Here is a 17,509-nt window from a genome sequence, read left to right as displayed (position 1 = left end):
CATCGTTTCCCCGGGAGTTCCCGCGAGCCAGCAGCAAGCGGAGGTGCGACCTGTTTGGCCCCGCAACGTGCGCGGTGCCAACCACCGTTTCGACTTGCCTGTTCCGCCCTCTCGCGGCTCAGGACAGCGCGCTGGTACGGCGTGGGGGCGGGATGCGATCCAGCAGATCCCACAGAGGGCGCGATCCTGCCGCCCATTCGCCGAGCACTCGGCGATCGACCAGATGGATGCGGTGTTCCTTGCCCCAGGGGACGGCCTTCGAGGAGAAGCGGCCGTTGGTGAGGACGACAGCGATGTCCGCCCCGTGGATCTGCCGGGCAGTGCCGTTGACCTGTTGCAGCACGCCCACCCCTACAGCGGAGCCGCGGTCCCCGTCGCGGCGGTGCTTGCACTGGATGGCCCAGACGCGCCCCATGGGATCGACGGCGCGTACGTCGCAGGCGTTGTCGCCGGCACCGCCGAGCCGCTCGGCCTTGCAGCCGTCCCGGCGCATCAGGTCCCGTATGGCGAACTCGAACGCGCGATGGTCCAGGGCGTCGATCTCGGCAATGCGCAGCCGCAGGGCCTGGGCGCGCACGCGTGCCCACTCGGCCCGCTGGGCCACCTGCTGGAACCACAGGCCCCCGATGCCGGCGGCGAGCACGACGGCGATGACGAGGACCCACCAGTGCGCAAACAGCCACTGCACGACGGCGACGGCCAAACCGGCCGCGACGACCAGGGCCACCACCAGCGCTGCGCGCTCGTCCTGCTTCCTGGAACGGCGGCGGGGTGGGCGGCGCCGGTAGCTGCCCCGCGCCGGACGGCGGCTCACCGGGCCCCGCCCGGCTGGACGGGAGCGGCGGAAGTAGGGCGGTACGGCGGGGGCGTCTTGACCTCGCCCTCGAACTTGATGCCGCCCTCCGAGGCACCCCAGAGCAGGAGTACGACGATGCCCGCGATCGTGAGCTGCCGCCCTGATCCGGGGTAGGAGCGCGTGTGTGCCCGTACCGGAGCGCCGCCCCGCACGTGCGCCTTCACCTGTACCGCCATGAAGGAATTCCCCCTCTTTGCAACGTTGTCGGCGTATCCCCGCGCAGGTCGTATGACAGCACGCGCCACTGACAGCAAGTGAGAAGTCGATCACTGACAGCGATGCACTTTCGGTCACTGCAACCCAGTCCTCAACACCACGCCGGGTCAGCGACGTGCGCTCTTCGCGGCACGGCCGAACAGCTTCAGCCGTTTCGCCGGCGCCTACGGGCGCGTGGTCTCCCTCTGCCCTCGGGCACGTCCGGCATCCGAGCTGGCGTTACGCGGGTGGGCAGGGTCGAGGAACCACTTGCGGGCCGAAGCGAGCCACCAGGTACCGCAGAAGGCGACGACGACACCCACGGCAATCGGCGCATAGTTGAACGTCTTCGTGGTGATCGGCGAGCTCTGCGGCAGCATGAACAGCACCGTGATCGCCAGCACCCAGACGACGGCGATCGTGCCGACGAGAGTGGACCAGGAGCCCAGATGCCACGGGCCGCGCTCGAAGCGATCGCCCTGCCGCAGCCGCAGGAAGGTGGGGATGACGTAGGCAATGTAGAGGCCGATGGTCGCGATCGAGGTGACGGCCGCGTAGGCGGTGCTGTTCCACAGGTAGGGCAGGCCCAGGACGAAGGCGCCTCCAGCGGCCAGCCAGACAGCGTTGGTGGGCGTGCGGGTCGCGGGGCTGAGCTTGTGCCATGTCCGGGAGAACGGCAGGGCGCCGTCGCGGGAGAAGGCGTAGATCATGCGGGAGTTAGCGGTCACCGAGGCCATCCCGCAGAACAGCTGGGCCGTGATGATCACGAGCAGCAGCCACTTGCCGGCCGCCGTGCCGAGCGCGTCCATGAGGATCTGCGCCGGAGGTACTCCCGTGGTGGAGCCGAGGGCGCCGCCGTACGACTGGATGGCGTAGGTGAAGCCGAAGAGGAGGACGAACCCGGCGGCGAGAGAGACGAGGATCGAGCGGACGATTCCCTTGGGGCCGGCGGTGGCGGCATCGATGGTCTCCTCGGTCATGTGGGCCGAGGCGTCGTAGCCGGTGAAGGTGTACTGCGCCATCAGCAGCCCGAGCAGCACCACATAAGTGCTGGAGGAGAAGCCGGTGTTGTTGACGAACTCGCCGAACATGAAGTGGGTCGACTGGTGGTGGTCGGGGATCAGGACCAGGGCGCCGCAGATGACGAGAACGCCAAGGATGTGCCACCAGATGGAGACCTCATTGAGTAGGGCGACGACGCGCACACCGAAGGTGTTCAGCAGGCCGTGCAGGACCAGGATGATCCCGAACAGGATGATGGTGTGGCCCGGGGTGGCGGCGTAGTCGAACTGGAGGTCCAGTAAGGCGTTGAGGAAGGTCGCGGCGCCGAAGTCGATGCCCGCGGTCACCGCGATCTGGCCGAGGGTGTTGAACCAGCCGGTGAACCACGCCCACGCCGCCGCCGAGCGCTTCGGGGCCATGCGATGCGCCCAGAAGTACAGGCCCGCGCTGGTCGGGTAAGCGGAGCAGACCTCGGCCATGGACAACCCGACGAAGAGCGTCATGAGGCCGACGAGCAGCCAGCCCCACATGATCACCACAGGGCCGCCGGTGTTCATGCCGTAGCCGTACAGCGTCATGCAGCCGGACAGGATGGAGATGATCGTGAAGCTGACGCCGAAGTTCGCCCGTCCGGACATCGAACGCGACAGGGTCTGCTGGTAGCCGAGCTGCTTGAGGCGTTCCTCGTCGGAGACGCGGGAGAGGTCGAGGGGCACAGGGGTTCCGTCCTTCGTACGGGAGAGGGGTGGGCCGAGGGTTCAGGGGTGCCGGCGCCGGGGCGGGCTGTAGGCCCAGGCGCGGTGTCGCAGGAACAGATCGCCTGCCTGGCCGCAGTAGGTCCACGGGGCCTGGGTGGCGTACGGGCCGATCGCGTCGAAGACCTCCAACGCCTCGCTGTGACGGCCGGCGAACGACAGGGCGTGGGCAAGGTAGTTGGCGTCATCGGCGAAGCAGGCGTGCGGGCGCGGGGAGCGGTAGCGCCACCAGCGCTCCAGCACCGGATCGATCTGCGGGCACTCGACCCAGGGGTGGATCGTCAGGCCGTACGTCCGCTGGTCCAGCTCCTGGCGGGACCGGTGCGCCTCCGCCAGGACGACCAAGGGCAGGACGGCGATCGGCAGCCCTTGGGGCGCAGTGGATGCCTGCTCGTCGGCCCACCACGCCGCCTCGCCCGGCCTGCCGTGATGGCGGGAGAACAGGAAGGTGACGACCTCGTGGTGGGCCTCGCGGTTCCACGGGTCGCGCTGCTTGACCTCCTTCCACACCCGGTCGAGCGCCTTACGGCTCGGGGCATGCGTCCGTAGCAGCGCGAGCATGACCACCAGTGGTGCAACGTCCTGCGGCCACGCATCCAGCGCGGTGCGGCAGGTAACCCACGCCTCCTCCATCAGGGCTCGACCGCCCTCGGGGCCAGCGATCATCGCCCGCAGGGCCTGGACGTTCGCGAGGAGCGCAAGGGCGTGCGGTGATCGCGGCTCGGCCTTGGCCCAGGTATCGGCGAACCTGAGCCGGGCTCCCGCTTCGGCGAGGACCTGAAGGCGGAAGATACGGCGGTCCCAGTCCGACCCAGTTGAAGTCAGCAGGTCTCGTGGGCCTTCCCAACGGCCCATGGAGGCGTCTTCGAGGACTCGTCGCAACGCCTCGTCGTCGCGCGCCGGGTGTGTGTCCAGGAGTTCTGTCGCTCGCGGCCCTTCGCGCCCCCGTCTGTTCTCAGCTTCCGCTGCGCGTCTGCGCGCAGCCCGGCTCGGTAACTCCATCAGGAGGGCCGCACTTCCCGTCCGAGAGCCGCGGTGACGGCTCGCTGGTGGACGAGGCCGGTGCGTACGAGCTTCGCTTCCGGGGTGAAGCAGTCCACGATCGTCATGTGGTTGGCCGCGGGGCATACCCCTCCGTCGACGATGACGGACACCGCGAGGCCGGAGTCCGCGAGAAAGGCGTGGACCTCGTCGAGGGTCACGGCGGGGCCGCGGTCGTCCGGTCCTGCGTCACCGGAGATGTTGGCCGTCGTCGCGGCGACGGGAACCCTGGCCTGTGCTGCCAGTTCGCCGAGGACTCCGGGAGCGATCGTGGTGAGCGCGGGCGAGCCGATTGCGGCATGACGTGCGGCGTCGTCGGGGTCCCGCCAGGGCAGGAGGAGCGCAAGGTCGCCGGGCCAGAACTGCTGGGCTAGTTTCCTTGCGTCGGCGCTGAGGTGGAAGCGCTGCTCGCAGGCGGCGAGCGAGGGAGCGACGTAGGCGAGGGACTTGCCGCTGGGTCGCCGCTTGCCCGTGAAGATGCTGCCGGAGGCGTCCACGTTGCTCGCGTCCGCGCAGATCATGTACCAGCGGCTGGTGGGGACGATGACCAGTTCTCCGGCCTCGATGGCGCGGGCCGCGATGCCGATTTCGCCGGGGCGGACGATGCGCATGGTGCTACTCCCGGAAGGTAGGCGCGGAGGTATCCGCGAGCGGTGGGTAGTCGAGCCAGGGGTCGCGGAGGGCTGCGAGGCGGCGGTTGGCGTGGTCCGGGTGGGAGACGCGGAAGTACGCCATGACCCGAGGGAAGGGCATGAGGTTCTGGGCCACCGCGTGGGGAACCAGGTGGTGCATGAGCAGGACGTCGCCGGGCAAGCCGAGGAACGGGACCCCCTGCTCACGGTCGATCTCTGGCGGAACCTGCTCTGTCATTCCGAGTGACCACTCCCCGGCGAACCAGCGGGCCATGGCCACGTGGCCGCCGGGGACGTAGTGCAGCGCGCCGCACGTCGGATCGTTGATGTCGGACAGGACGACCCCGACGATCAGGGAGAACGTCCGCAGTTCGCGCCCATCCAGGTGGGGACAGGAGACCCCGTCAACATGCATGGCCTTCTCCGGCTGTACGCCGGGGAACTCTCCTTCGGGCACACGGATCTGGATCTGGGCGGTGGTGACCGGATCGGCATCGCCGAGCAGGTCGGCAGCAAGCTCGGCCGCGCCGGTATCCGTGTACAAGGCGAGCAACTCCGCCCTGTCCCCCAACTCCGGTGCGAAAGTGCGCTGGGAGTACACGGCTATGTCGCCGGGATTCATGGGCTTGCGGTACGACTCGTCGATCAGGTCGACGGCGTGCCTGACCTGGTCGGCAGCGACCAGTCCTCGTCGTATGAGGACGCCGTCACGTTTGAAAGTCGCCCTCTCCTCAGCTGTGAGACTCACGGGCCCTCCGTACGTCGGTCGGTTGGCGTGATGTGGGTGGGACAAGGCGGTCGAGGATGTCCGTGCACGCGTGCAGGGCAGCCGTGATGAGTGCCTGGCCGTGCTCCGCAGTGGCTTGGCGCGGGTCACCGCCGATAACTCCGTGTGTGGCGATCACGGGGTTGTCCGACGACCAGGGCCAGGTGGCGCCTCGGCCGAAGACGAGGCGCTGGATCTCGTCCCGCTGGCCCTGGGCATGGACAGGCCCGCGAGGAAGGAGATCCAGTCGTACGTCTTCGGGGGCGAGGGCGAGCATGAGGGAGGTCTCGCGCACGCCGGCGTGGACCTCGGGGATACTGGGGATCTCACCCTCGATCTGAAGCTGACCGGCAGCGAGGGAGCCGGGGTTGATCACGCACGTGGCCACGTCGTGAGTGCGCTGGAACTGGTGCACGAGGGAGTCAAGGATGCCCTTGTTGCCTCCATGCCCGTTGACCAGCAGGACTGCCCGTACCGGCGTGGAGCGGACGTACTCCCCCACCAGCGTTTCGATCAGCGTGGCGTAGAGCGAGATGTTCAAGGTGATGGTGCCTGGCGCCCACGCGTGCTCCGGGGAGAGCCCGTAGGGAATGGGCGGCGCGACCCATAGATCGTGCCGGTTCACGACATGTGCGGCCAGGTGGGCGGCAAAGCGCTCGGCGATGACCACATCGGTGTTGAGCGGCAGATGCGGGCCGTGCTGCTCCAGGGACCCGAGCGGCAGGCAAAGGATCGAATGCTCACTCAGCTCTGCCGTGACCCGCGGTGCCGTCAGCCTTCCGTACGACCGCTCTTCGCCGGCAGCCGTCATTTCCTGCCCCGCCGGCCGAGACGGATGAGGAACTCGTTCTCCTCGGGGAAGGTGTCGTTGTCGCTGAATGCGGTCAGTCGGTGCTTCACCGCCGCCTCGAACTCCTTGAGGCGGTCGCCGAAGAGGTGGGGAGCGGCGAAGGACGTGGAGTAGAGGTAGCCGAGGATGCTCTCGGCGGTCCAGGTGCGCTGGACGGGGACGCGGAGTTCCGCCACTTCGTTGAAGGGGGATTCCTCCATGATCTCGCTGTAGGGGCGGTTGTGGTGCTGGAAGGTCCCGGATCCCGCGCGCCGCTCTTCGCCGAGGAAAGTCTTCACGACGTCCCGGACGGCTTCCTTCCATGGGCTACCGGCAGCCCAGAAGCTGTTGTCCCCGAAGATCGCCACCACGCCGTCCGGAGCGACCTGCTCGTCCAGCAGGGTCAGGACTGCGGCTTGGTCGAGCCAGTGGAACGCCCGGCAGATGGTGACGAGTTCGGCCTGCCAGCCGACGGGTGGGGTGAAATCCTCGGCCGTGCTCTGCACCAGGGAGAGACTAGAGCCCTGGGGGAGCTTGGGGCGCAGCGCCGAGTCGGCGGCGGTGAGCATGTCCGCGTCGTTGTCGACGGCGATGATGTCGTCGAAGCGGCTGAGCAGCGCCTCGGCCACCAGCCCGGTCCCGGTGCCGATGTCCAGGAGTCGGCGTCGGCCATCCGGGCGTGCTGGGGCGGCTTGGTCGAGTACTGCTGCCACGTCGTGGGGAATGCCGGGGCGGAACTGACGGTAGTACGTGGTGGTTCCGGCGAAGAGGCTCATGCGACGCTCCCTGCTGCTAGATGTTCGATGTGCGTGGCGGCTGCCGCCAGGTCGGTGGCGACGAGTACACCGTGGTCAACGACCATTGCGGCGTCGGGGACTTGGCGTCCACGGGATATCCAGATGGCCCTGATGCCCGATTCGACGGCCCCCACGATGTCGCAGGCCCAGTCGTCGCCGACGTGGATGACCCGGTTGCGAGCGGCGCCGAGATGGTCGAGAACAGCGTGGAAGGCACGCGGGTCCGGCTTGGTGTGGCCGATGCGGCAGGAGGGGAAGTAGTCGCTCACCCAAGGGGACAGCAGACCGCGTAGCCCCTCGGTGTCGGCGTCGACGCACGTGACGTTGGACAACGTGACCACCCTCGCCACGGCGCTGATCCGTCGCAGGGCCTCCGTGGCGCCGGGGAAGAGACGGAAGGGGGCTGGGGCGATATCACGGGGAAAGGCTTCCGGCGGCATCTCCAACGCCTCGCAGACCTCGGCCACCACGGCTTCGGTGAGGGACGGTTGCGTGTGGAGGCTGGCCCGCATGATCGCCCGAGCCCGTGCTGCTGGCAGAGGGGAAGCCTCCGCCAGCCGCATCGACAAGCCGGGGCCGTCAGCGCTACCGAGGGTTCCACCGACGTCGACCGTGACCAGGAGCGGGGGTTCCGTGGCACTGCTCGTGGTCGCCGGCAGGGCGGACACGATGGCTTCGACCCGTGCCTGCCGGATGGCGGCGGTCGCGGACTCGGACAGGAAGGTCAGGACGTAGCGCAGTTCCGCCTCGTCCAGTGGCTCCAGGGTCCGCTCCTCACACTCGGTCGTCTCCAGCAGGTCCGACGGAATGGTTCGCGGACGCAGGCCGTGCGGCAGATGGAGCGTCCCCTGCCACCTCGTGTCCGGACCGGGAATGGCGGAGTGGTCCGCCGGACGCAGCACAGTGACGTCGTCAAGGGTCAGTATGCGGACGTCGACCGACGTACCTCCAACGTCGAGGCTTCCCTTGAGGAAGGTGTCGTGTCCGTCGAGCCGCTGGGAGAGCACCAGCAACGGTCCGTCTGCGCCGCGGCTGACCGTGCCGGTGACGGGGAGGTTCAGGGATGCGCTGGGCATGTCGTGCTCCTCGGAGTCGTGCCGAGACCAGGCGTGGCGGACAGGTTGATACGGCCGTGCTCGGGCAGGAGCGGAACGTCGTACAGGCGCTGTCGGCGCGGCTCCCACTGAAGCCGGTACTCGACGGCCGGTACCGCCTCGGGGAAGGCCGCCGCGAGGTGGAGGCCGGGAACGATCGAGCGGCCGTGCGGGTAGATGGGGACTGCGTGGGACTGGGTTAGGTCCAGCACCTGCACTGCTCGGGTCAGTCCGCCGCAGCCGACGACGTCGAGGGTGAGAGCGCTCGGCCGTATGTACTGGATGAGGCCGCCGGGGTCCTCGTCACAGTGGACGCGTTCTCCGATAGCCAGGGGAAGCCCCGTAGAGCTGATGAGTCCGTAGATGTCCAGGTCGTGGTGCGGAAGCGGGTCCTCCAGCCAGCGCAGTCCGTTGGCGTCGACGCTTCGTGCGAAGGCCACGGCCAGGGCAGGGGTCCAAGTGCCTACCGCGTCGACGGCGACCGCGGCGCCGACGGCCTCGAAGCCGCGCGCCACTGCCTGCGCCATGCGTGCACCGGCCACGTCGGCGGAATCTCCCGGCGCTCGGCGAAGCCCCCACTTTGTGAAGCGCCAGCCTCCCGCCGCGACCCCGCACAGCACGTCCAGGTCGTCGCAGCTGGTGAGGTCCTGGGAGAGCCACGAGGCATAGGCCGCCACAGATCGCTGAGGGGTCCCGGTTCCCAGAAGATCGGCGACAGGGCACGAGGCGAGCCGGCCGTGAAGATCCCAGGCCGCGCAGTCCACCGCACCGACCGCCCACGAAGCGATATCGGAGGGCACAGTACGGGCAGCCACCCGCAGCCGGGCCAACAGGCCGGGGTGGTCGGCGGCATCGGCGCCCTGCACCACGGATGCCAGGGTGTGCCTTGCGTAGGCGCCGATTCGTGCACTGATCGGGCCGTAGCAGCCGACCTCTCCCGCCCCGTGAACGCTGACGAAGAGTGCGTCATCTCCCGCGATCACACCCTCACGTACCTGGGTGATCTCCAGCCGTTCGATGGCGTAGTGGCTCATCGGACCACCTCGCGGGCTCCGAGCAGCAGCCCGGCGGCTCGCTCCACCCCCACCCGGTCCATGCCGAGGGCTTGAGCCAGCAGCTGTTGGGGCATGGGACCGGGCGGCTCCTGCCAACCGATGACGTCGACGGGTCGGCAGAGCCGTCCGGCCAGCAGGCTCCAGACAGCGGCCGGATGGCCGAGGGTGAGAACGAGGACGGCGGCGTGCATGCCGAGGTAATGGTCGATCTCTCGGTCGCTCAGTCCACGTGGGCACCACTGGGCGGCGCCAAGGGCGGTCAGGTCGTGCACGTTCACCACGCGGATACGGCAGCCGTGCCGTTCACGGACGTGGTCCACCGCGTCAGTGGCGACGGCAGCCGGGATATCGCCTGCGGTGACGATCGTGAGCTCCGGCTCCCCGTCGTCACTTAGGTGCGGCCAGATGGCGAGGCCACGCTCGTACTCCTCCTCGATCGTGCCCGCTGGATGAGCGTTGTGGGCGTGCTTTCCCGCAACGACGAGGTTGATCCTGTCCGTCGAGTCGAACGCCTCCTCCAGGGCGGTGGCCGTCCGTGCCGGATCAGCTGGCGTCAGCACGCGAACCGAGGGCACACGCAGGCCCAGGAGCGTGGTGGCAAGAGACGGGTCACCATGACTGTGGACGTTGTGCCAGCCGTACGACGTGAGCAGGAGATTAAGGCTCGGCAGGCCCCTCACACCGGCTAGACGGCGCTGCTTGATGTGGCTCACCAGGCCACTGGTGAACAGCGGGGCGAACGCTTCGTACGAGACCACCACTCCACGGCGCCCGCTGGCGGTCCACCCGGCGAGCCACTCCAGCAGCACCTCCTCCGCGAGAAGTTCATGCGCCCAGCGTTCGCCCACAAGATCCGCAAGCCGGTTGGAGGAGAGTTCATCCGGGCTGAACACCCGAAAGTCTCCACGCGTGGCGTGCCTCTTGATGACACTGGTGACCGCCTCGCCGAAGGTGCTTGCCTGCTGGTACGCAGAGGCTCGCTCCTCCGGACCAGGGCGCTCGGCGCGGGCGAAGGAGCACCAGCGGGCCTTGGCCACCGCTTCGGCGAGTTCAGCCTGGGGACGCCCCTCCGAGTCGAAGAGTCCTTCGGGCCGATAGGAGGAAAGCCAGTGCGCGAGTCTCCTGAGCTGTTCCGGGTCGGTACGCGGGCTGATCAGTGGGGTCTTGTGCATGTCCGGCGTGCCCAGGAGGGCACGGTCTCCGAGTACCGCAGGGCCACTCCATCCCTTTACGCAGCGAAGGATCAGCACGGAAGGCCGACCCGAGAGCGTCGCTTCCAGCGCCGTCCACAACGCCGTCTGGAAGGCGCTGTGCTCCGTTGCGGATCCCTCCACGACGCGGACGATCCGCACCGCCCAGCCCAGGCCACCGAAGTACGCGCGGAGCTCGTTGTCGTTCATCGCACCGAGCAGCGACTGGTGCCCCATGCGGAACCCGTTGACGTGCACGATGGGGACGACAAAGGAATCCGGGAGGCTTCTCTGCGCCAGCCAGCTGGCGGCGGTCGTGGGGGTCTCGCACTCCCCATCCCCGATGATGGGCACAACGACCCTGTTCGGCGCGTGGAGGGCAGCACCTTGGGCGAACGGGAGACACCCGCCGAGCCGTCCGCCGAGGAAGGCACCAGCAGGTAAAGCGGGAGAGACCTCGGATCCGAGTCCATCCACGTCCGGGAACGCCTGGGCCAGCCGACGCAGCCCTTCCCCGTCCGGACGGAAAGACGACCGTAACTTCCCCAGCTCCCCCGTCACCCAAGCTGCGGCAAGCTGGACGACGCCAGCGTGCCCCGCGCCTAGGAGCGGCACTAGGTCCACTCTCCGGTCGAGTTGTCCGGCGGCGAGCACGACGTGGGACAACGCCCAGGCCGTGCCCGGCACGGTGCCCCAGTGCCCGGACGGTCGCTCCTTCACATGCTCGGCGGCCAACGGTTCGGTGAGCAGGACGTTGCCCTGGAGGTGCAGCTGGCAGACAGAGGCGTAGACAGTCGCCCGCCACAGGGCATCGGCGAGGACGGCGGTCTCGGTCACCGCGCACCGCCCAAGGGCTCGCTGGCGAAGCTGAAGTACCACAGGGGCCGGTAGCACTCCCATGCGGCGGGCCGCAGGCCCGTAGGGCCCATGAGGTCCTCGATCACCACGCGTGCCTGCAAGTAGTGCTCCAGGTCCTGGGCTCCAGGGGCCCGCAGGCCCGCCATGACGGAGTTGTGGGCCTGGTAGACCTGGAAGTTGGGGAACTCGGTGACGTACGGGGCCAGCGCACCGACGCCCTTGCACAGTTCTTCGAGTCCGTCCAACCCGACGATGTAGGTGAACGAGGTGCCGTGACCGGCTGCCAGCGCGCGGCGGAGCAGTCCGGGCATCTCCGACGTGACGAGGGCGGCCTTGCTGGCCTTCAGCAACAGGTCTCTGCGAGTGAAGCACTCCGCGGTCAGCCGGAGGAGGAAGGGCGCCGCGCCGGCAGCCAGCTGATCGAACCCCTCTTTGGATGCCAGCACCGAGGTCAGGAAGCCGATGCGCGCTTTGACGCCATGTTCGCCGAGCACCGTCCGCAGAGTGCGCAGGTGATGCACCGCAGCCGACTCGCGCTCGAAGCAGCCGGTCGAGACGGTCACCTCACGCAGTTCCATCAGGTCGCGGCGCGGGTGCTGCTCCCGCAGCGCCGAGAAGAGCTCTCGCAGATCGCGCTCTTCGGAAAGACGCGGATCGGCAGCAGCTTCAAGGGTGTTGGGACAGAACGCACAGCCCACGCAACGGCTGCGGGCGTTCGGATTGAGCGTGAGTGCCGCGCCGCCGTTGCGGAAGTACCCCCCGACCGCCTCGTCCGCATCGATGCGTTCGACGGTTCCGATCTGGGCACCGCCCAGCGTCAGCTGCTCGTCCCGGAGCTGGAACGGAGAGTCCATGACGTTCAACGGGACTATGAGCTTCCAGGGCATAGATGGGGCGCTCGCCAAGCGGACCTGAACGCGCGCCCGGTGGCGCGGCAGATCGGAGTCGATGCCGTGCAGGTTGACCGCGATGAGCAGGGCGTCCTCGACCGGTACGCGGTACTTGGCCGCGAGCCGCTCCACCTCCCCGAGGGGAGTGGTCGTGCTTGGGCGCCCAGTGAGTAATGCCGTCATGCGCGTGCTCCGTCCAGTCAGCCGGAGGGGATGGTGCGCCGGCGGCCCTTGGAGGAGCAGCCGCCGACGACACGCAGAGACTGTCGCGGAACACGAGGACGCCGAACGTCGTCCTGGGACCTCTTCAGGACGTCCTGGGACGATTTCAGTCGACAGGGTCGGCCAGCGAACGCAGATGCCGCATCAGAGCGGCAGTGCCTCGCAGGTCAGGAAGCACCATGGATGCCCCAGCCTCCCGCAGCTCGTCGACGCTGTGAATGCCGGACGCCACCGCGACGACATGGGCATCGGAGTCGAGGGCCGCCTGAACGTCGCGGGGGGTGTCCCCGATGAGCACGACGGGAGTCTCGTGCGGAAGACCATGGACCTGCTGGATCTGCTCCCGGGCCACCTTCACGAGGGCCGCGCGGTCCTCCGAGCGCTCGCCATACGCTCCGCAGTCCATATCCAGCAGCACGTCGAGCCCGAAGGCTCGCAGCTTCACGCGGGCGTTGGCCGCGATGTTCCCGGTCAGCACCGAGGAGACCATGCCCGGCTCCGCAGCCACCGCGACGAGTGCTTCCCGCACACCAGGCAGAGCACGGCCACGCACCGCGAGGTCCGCTTCCCGACCAGCGCCGGCGGCCTCCAAGGCGAGCACGGCGCGCTCCCAAGCCGGTGGGTCCATCCCGTGGTCCCGGAACATCTCGGCCAGGATCAAGCGGTCGGTCCGGCCTTCCGTACGGGCCGGATGGCGAGGCACATGGTCGGCGACCGCCGCGAAGGCCGCCGCATAAATTTCCTTGCTGACACCGGAGTTCTCGATGAGCGTGTGGTCGATATCCCAGAGCACGATGAGTGGCACAGCACCAGCGTAGGCAGACCCGCAGGTCTCACCACTTCAGCGCGATGCCGGAAGCTGCCCTTGCGGCAGGGAGGACGGTCCGGTTGGCTTAGCTGAGTGAATGAGCGACTTCGTTCCGCACTCGTGCAACGCGGCCTGACCGTGGATGAGGTTGCCGAAGCCTGCGCCGTCGACCCCAAGACCGCCAGCCGCTGGCTCAGCGGCCGAGTCCCCCACCGTCGACATCGCTGGACCGTCGCCAACTTACTGCGGGTGGACGAGACTTACCTGTGGCCAGAGACCAGCCAGAAGACGTCACACTTCGGCGCCGCGCAGTCCGAGATCGCTGACACGTATCCGAACCGTGCGAGCGTCCCCCGCGACGTCTGGATCTCCCTGCTGCTGGCGGCGATGAAGCAGGTAGACGTCCTGGTCTTCTCCGGCACTTTCTTCGCACAGACCAACCCTCATATCGCGCGCATGCTCCAAGAACGCGCGCAAGCCGGTGTACGAGTACGGCTGTGCTTCGGCGATCCGGCGGGAGAAGCCGTACGCATCCGCGGTCACGAGGAGGGCATCGGCGACACCTTGGCCGCCAAGATCAGGGCGTCGCTCACCTACTACCGCCCGCTTCTGGGCCACCCGGGCTGCGAGGTGCGCCTGCACGACACCACGCTGTACAACTCGATCTTCCGCTACGACGACCACCTGCTGGTCAACCCCCACATCTGGGGCCAGCCCGCCAGTGCGAACCCGCTCTTCCAGCTCCGCCGCACCGCCAACGCAGAATGGTTCGACCGGTACGACGAGAGCTTCGAAGGCGTATGGAAGACAGCGCGCCCCTGGGCGCCCGACAACGCCGACAGCAAGGAGCACCACCGCAGTGGGCAGGACTGAGTACTACAACGACCCCAAGGCCCCCAAGGCCAACACCCTGATCCCCGCCAGCAACCTGCTCGTCGTGAATGAGGAGGGCGAGATCCTCCTGCAACGACGCCGTGACACCGGCCAATGGGCCCTGCCCGGGGGTGCCCAGGACATCGGGGAGACCGCGGCCCAGTGCGCCGTCCGTGAATGCCTCGAAGAGACCGGCATCGTCGCCGAGATCACCGGATTCCTTGGCGTCTACACGAACCCGCGGCACATCGTCGCCTACACCGACGGCGAGATCCGCCAGCAGTACGAGAACGCCTACATCGGCCGCCCCATCGGCGGTGAGCCCACCATCAACGACGAAGCCGACGGCGTCCGCTTCGTCCGGCCCGCCGACCTGGACGACTACGACATCCACCCGAGCATGCGCCAGCAGATCGGTGACTTCCTCGCCGGCACCTACCCCTACCTGGGATAAGCGCTCACAGCACCACACCCAGTTCGTTCGCCGCTGCCCGCACCCGGCCCACGCTCACGTGGATCTCCGGTGCGGCCCGGCGAATGAACCGCCCGACAACACTGTCTGCGCCGTAGCGGCCGAGGATCTCGGCAACCCGCTCCTCCGACGTCGTACGCCCGCCATCCGGCGTCGTAGTCATGTCGCAGTACACCAGCGCGTCCACCAGCAAAGGGTCATCGAGCAGCGGGAACTCTTCGGCCAGCTCCGCCCGCAGCCCTCGCTCCTCGGCCTCCAGGAGGGCGAAGGAGTGGTTCGCCACCAATCGCACGACTCGCTCGTCAACCGCGTCGAGCGTCCGCAGATGACGTGCACCGTCGAGCGGGTGGAAGCCGGTAACGGCCAGCGGCGGAGCGTACCCAATGTCGTGCAGCACAGCCGCCGCCTCCAGCACATCAGCTCTGTCGCCCAGGACAGGAGCGAGCCGCCGGGCGCGGGCGGCCACGCCCTGCGTGTGTGACCACCGCCGCGGCAGGCTCTCACCCAGCAGGTCCTGAGCCGATTCGTACGCACCCTCGACCGTCATCACGCAGCGAGGATACGGCTGCGGCCGCCCACAGGGACAAGAGCGGGCGGCCCTGGTGCTCTCATGGGCCCTCCAACCTCGTACTGCCCCTTTTCAGGGCCATCGGTCGTCCGCGAGTTCCGCGAGTTCCGCGAACGCATTCACGCGCTGTCCGGCTCAGCTTGAACCGTAGGTCTTCTGTGCCACCAGCCCGCGCCAGGAAGCAGAGGGCAAGGGTGCCAGGATGGGCGGCATAACGTTGATCGGCGGCGAGGTCGCGGCAGGGTTCGAGCCGGTACGCGAGGCGTTCGCGAAGAACTTCGTCCGGCACGAGGACATCGGCGCGGCGGTGTGCGTGTACAGGAACGGCCGACCAGTGGTCGATCTTTGGGGCGGAGTCGCCGACCCCACTACCGGACGCCCGTGGAAGCGGGGCACGCTGCAACTCGTCTACTCGGCGACGAAGGGAGCCACCGCGACAGCCGCGCACCTGCTGGTCCAGCGGGGCCTGCTGGACCTCGACGCCCCGGTGGCCAAGTACTGGCCGGAGTTCGCGGCGAACGGCAAGGCAAAGGTCCCCGTGCGCTGGCTGTTGTCGCCTCAGGCCGGCTTGGTCACCCTTGACCGGCCGGTTCCACTGGCCGAGGCACTGTCCTGGCACCCCATGGCGGCAGCACTCGCCGAGCAGTGTCCCGTGCGGACTCCGGGCGCCGCACACGGATACCATGGCCGGACCTGGGGCTGGCTGGTCGGTGAAGTGATCCGTCGCGTGTCCGGCCGCACACCGGGTCGCTTCTTCGCCGACGAGGTCGCCGCCCCGCTGTGCCTCGACTTCTTCATCTTCTTCATCGGGCTGTCGGCAGGAGAGCGCGACCGCCTCAGCCGCATGGTGTACCGCCTGCCGGACATCGACCTCACCACCCTCCCCGCGGAGGAGGTCCCCCAGGTCTGGCTCCTGCTACACCACACCGATCATCGCAGCTGGACTCGCGACTACCGCGGCGTGAGGCAATTGCTGCAGCGATTCGTCGAAGTGCCCTCCGACAAGGGCGTCGCATTCGATCGCGACTACAGCGACCACTGGGGCGAGGCAGTCGAGCGTGCACGCACCCTCACTCAAGGGAAACGAACACAGGACAAATCCGTCAACCCGGATGTGGCGCTTGGCCATCGCCATCTCAGGCGATAACGAGTAAACCCCAAGGAGACCACCCTTGACCTCAATTGTGGTGCGGACCCTTCCTGCATCTCAGGTGATCGCTTGGGAGAAGATCCCAGGGTTCTCTCATCTGTAGACACCGACGCTGACACCGCACGCGGCGCAGGACGCCGCTCAGACACCGATACACCTCCGGCCCTGACCGCCTGCGGTAGCCCGGCTTACCACCCCGACACCATTCGCATATCGAATTGCGCCGTTTCCTGTGCGACCCATCACTACGAGGACTACGGTCGCCTGTTGTCCGTGGCCGAGAGGGCTTCCACAAGCCCCTCCCGGCCGTCTCTCCCGTCGTGCAGGAGTCCGACATGCGTGGTGATCCCTCGTCTCCCGGCTCCAGGCCGGCCCTGGCTCCGGCAGCCGAACCCCTTACCGCTCAGGAGGTGGATGAGATCCTCGCCGGGCTTGCCCGTTGCTCGACCGCCCTTATCCAGGAGTGGCAGGCCATAGAGCAACGTGCGGAAGAGCTGAACGCACACAGCGAGAGCGGAATCCAGCGGCGCATCGAAGGGCAAGAACCGCCTTACAGCCCTGAGTCCGTGGCACTCTCGGTCCGCCTGAGGCTGGTCGGCAGGTGTGCGAAGGACAGTCGCGACGCCGCACGGGAGTTCGTCTGCTGGTGGGTGGACGCAGCTGTCACGGCGTGGACGGCAGCGGTCCACGAACTTCCGGTCACCCGGGCACGCTTGGGTGCAGCCGCACCGGACACCGTGTTGGCCGACGATGATCTGGCAGTACTGCCCGCCGTGGACGAAAAAACCTGGAAGCTCGTGGAGTTGGGAGCGTTTCTGGGCGACCCCCAGATGGCTCCTGGCAGCGATGACGGCGACACCGCGTCCGCAGTCGCGGACCTGGCGGCCCGTTCAGGTCTGTCGCTGCGGCGGAACGCACATGGGGACGTCGAGGTGATGGAGAACATCGATCCCGAAGCGCGGCGCCGCCGCCTCTGGGGAGAGTGCTGGCTCCAGCTGGCCATTCCGGTGCTGCCCGGCCCCGATGACCTCGATGTGCTCCTCGCCCACGCCCCCAGCGAGACCGGCGAGCGCCTTCTGAGCGCTTCTCGGGCCGTCGTCCGCGCCGTTATGGCCACCTCGCGCCTGTCGGAGCTGGAAGATATCGACGCGCCCTGGACACAGACGCAGATCGACGAGTACGACCAACTCTCCGCCCTGCATGACGAGGTGACGCCACTCCTCGCCAACTACGCGCGCGTCGTCACCGACAGCCTGCCTGCCGTTCGGTCCGCGCGGATCGACCGAGGAGCGCAGACGGGCCGAGCGGACTGACTGGCCGGTCCAGTCCCAGGGCTGCGGACTGGGACTGGACCGCGGAACGCGCCCTCTCTCGCCGCCGGCCTGACGGATTGGCCCGAGGCTGAGTTCCGTCCCGTGAGGTCAGCGGTGCCGCTTGAGCTGCTCCACGCCCACGA

The 17,509-nt window shown here is 68.1% G+C and carries 17 protein-coding genes and 1 pseudogene; 4 read left to right on the top strand and 14 right to left on the bottom strand.

Translation table 11 applies throughout. From position 1 onward, the window contains the following. Positions 1-118: 118 nt before the first annotated feature. The 13 genes from ACFWA7_RS10645 to ACFWA7_RS10585 form a co-directional block, all read right to left on the bottom strand. A complete protein-coding gene (locus ACFWA7_RS10645) occupies positions 119-814 on the bottom strand; it encodes a restriction endonuclease (RefSeq protein WP_385822295.1) in 696 nt (231 codons plus the stop codon). Further along, positions 811-1,032: a hypothetical protein gene (locus tag ACFWA7_RS10640; protein WP_385822293.1), complete on the bottom strand. Its 222-nt coding sequence runs from the start codon at positions 1,030-1,032 to the stop codon at positions 811-813. Before ACFWA7_RS10640 ends, ACFWA7_RS10645 begins: the two co-directional genes overlap by 4 nt. A 204-nt stretch (positions 1,033-1,236) precedes the next feature. Next, positions 1,237-2,769, bottom strand: a complete 1,533-nt coding sequence (locus ACFWA7_RS10635) for an amino acid permease (protein WP_385822291.1) — start codon at positions 2,767-2,769, stop codon at positions 1,237-1,239. Positions 2,770-2,811: 42 nt separating this feature from the next. Continuing rightward, on the bottom strand, positions 2,812-3,663 hold the full coding sequence (locus ACFWA7_RS10630) for a hypothetical protein (RefSeq protein WP_385822289.1): 852 nt from the start codon (positions 3,661-3,663) through the stop codon (positions 2,812-2,814). Between the two features lie 146 nt (positions 3,664-3,809). Next, positions 3,810-4,460: an L-threonylcarbamoyladenylate synthase gene (locus ACFWA7_RS10625; protein ID WP_385822287.1), complete on the bottom strand. Its 651-nt coding sequence runs from the start codon at positions 4,458-4,460 to the stop codon at positions 3,810-3,812. A 4-nt stretch (positions 4,461-4,464) separates the two neighbouring features. After that, positions 4,465-5,229, bottom strand: a complete 765-nt coding sequence (locus ACFWA7_RS10620) for a phytanoyl-CoA dioxygenase family protein (protein ID WP_385822285.1) — start codon at positions 5,227-5,229, stop codon at positions 4,465-4,467. Then, positions 5,213-6,058 (bottom strand): creatininase family protein, encoded by an 846-nt coding sequence (locus tag ACFWA7_RS10615; protein WP_385822283.1) that lies wholly within the window; start codon positions 6,056-6,058, stop codon positions 5,213-5,215. Before ACFWA7_RS10615 ends, ACFWA7_RS10620 begins: the two co-directional genes overlap by 17 nt. Next, complete coding sequence (locus ACFWA7_RS10610) at positions 6,055-6,852, bottom strand: class I SAM-dependent methyltransferase (RefSeq protein WP_385822281.1); 798 nt, start codon at positions 6,850-6,852, stop codon at positions 6,055-6,057. Before ACFWA7_RS10610 ends, ACFWA7_RS10615 begins: the two co-directional genes overlap by 4 nt. After that, a complete protein-coding gene (locus ACFWA7_RS10605; RefSeq protein WP_385822279.1) occupies positions 6,849-7,949 on the bottom strand; it encodes an HAD family hydrolase in 1,101 nt (366 codons plus the stop codon). Before ACFWA7_RS10605 ends, ACFWA7_RS10610 begins: the two co-directional genes overlap by 4 nt. Beyond that, positions 7,931-9,001: an enolase C-terminal domain-like protein gene (locus ACFWA7_RS10600; RefSeq protein ID WP_385822277.1), complete on the bottom strand. Its 1,071-nt coding sequence runs from the start codon at positions 8,999-9,001 to the stop codon at positions 7,931-7,933. Before ACFWA7_RS10600 ends, ACFWA7_RS10605 begins: the two co-directional genes overlap by 19 nt. Beyond that, complete coding sequence (locus ACFWA7_RS10595) at positions 8,998-11,049, bottom strand: hypothetical protein (protein WP_385822275.1); 2,052 nt, start codon at positions 11,047-11,049, stop codon at positions 8,998-9,000. The genes ACFWA7_RS10600 and ACFWA7_RS10595 overlap by 4 nt, the downstream gene beginning before the upstream one ends. Beyond that, a complete protein-coding gene (locus ACFWA7_RS10590; RefSeq protein ID WP_385822273.1) occupies positions 11,046-12,092 on the bottom strand; it encodes a hypothetical protein in 1,047 nt (348 codons plus the stop codon). The genes ACFWA7_RS10595 and ACFWA7_RS10590 overlap by 4 nt, the downstream gene beginning before the upstream one ends. Before the next feature lie 196 nt (positions 12,093-12,288). After that, positions 12,289-12,987: a haloacid dehalogenase-like hydrolase gene (locus ACFWA7_RS10585; RefSeq protein ID WP_385822270.1), complete on the bottom strand. Its 699-nt coding sequence runs from the start codon at positions 12,985-12,987 to the stop codon at positions 12,289-12,291. Between the two features lie 96 nt (positions 12,988-13,083). On the opposite strand from ACFWA7_RS10585, the gene ACFWA7_RS10580 reads away from it, so the two are divergent. Next, positions 13,084-13,863 (top strand): XRE family transcriptional regulator, encoded by a 780-nt coding sequence (locus ACFWA7_RS10580; RefSeq protein ID WP_385822268.1) that lies wholly within the window; start codon positions 13,084-13,086, stop codon positions 13,861-13,863. Next, positions 13,850-14,317 (top strand): NUDIX hydrolase, encoded by a 468-nt coding sequence (locus ACFWA7_RS10575; protein WP_385822266.1) that lies wholly within the window; start codon positions 13,850-13,852, stop codon positions 14,315-14,317. Before ACFWA7_RS10580 ends, ACFWA7_RS10575 begins: the two co-directional genes overlap by 14 nt. Before the next feature lie 4 nt (positions 14,318-14,321). On the opposite strand, the gene ACFWA7_RS10570 is transcribed toward ACFWA7_RS10575, so the two are convergent. Next, positions 14,322-14,882, bottom strand: coding sequence for an HD domain-containing protein (locus ACFWA7_RS10570; protein WP_385822370.1), 561 nt, complete (start codon positions 14,880-14,882; stop codon positions 14,322-14,324). A 223-nt stretch (positions 14,883-15,105) separates the two neighbouring features. On the opposite strand from ACFWA7_RS10570, the pseudogene ACFWA7_RS10565 reads away from it, so the two are divergent. Beyond that, positions 15,106-15,807: pseudogene (locus ACFWA7_RS10565) on the top strand (serine hydrolase domain-containing protein); the annotation flags it as partial. 656 nt (positions 15,808-16,463) lie between these two features. Next, positions 16,464-17,366, top strand: a complete 903-nt coding sequence (locus ACFWA7_RS10560; protein WP_385822264.1) for a hypothetical protein — start codon at positions 16,464-16,466, stop codon at positions 17,364-17,366. Positions 17,367-17,509: the final 143 nt, after the last annotated feature.

Source organism: Streptomyces sp. NPDC059994 (assembly GCF_042737755.1).
GTDB lineage: Bacteria > Actinomycetota > Actinomycetes > Streptomycetales > Streptomycetaceae > Streptomyces.
Note: the sequence above shows the minus strand (reverse complement) of the source record. Positions and strands in the feature narration are given on the sequence as shown.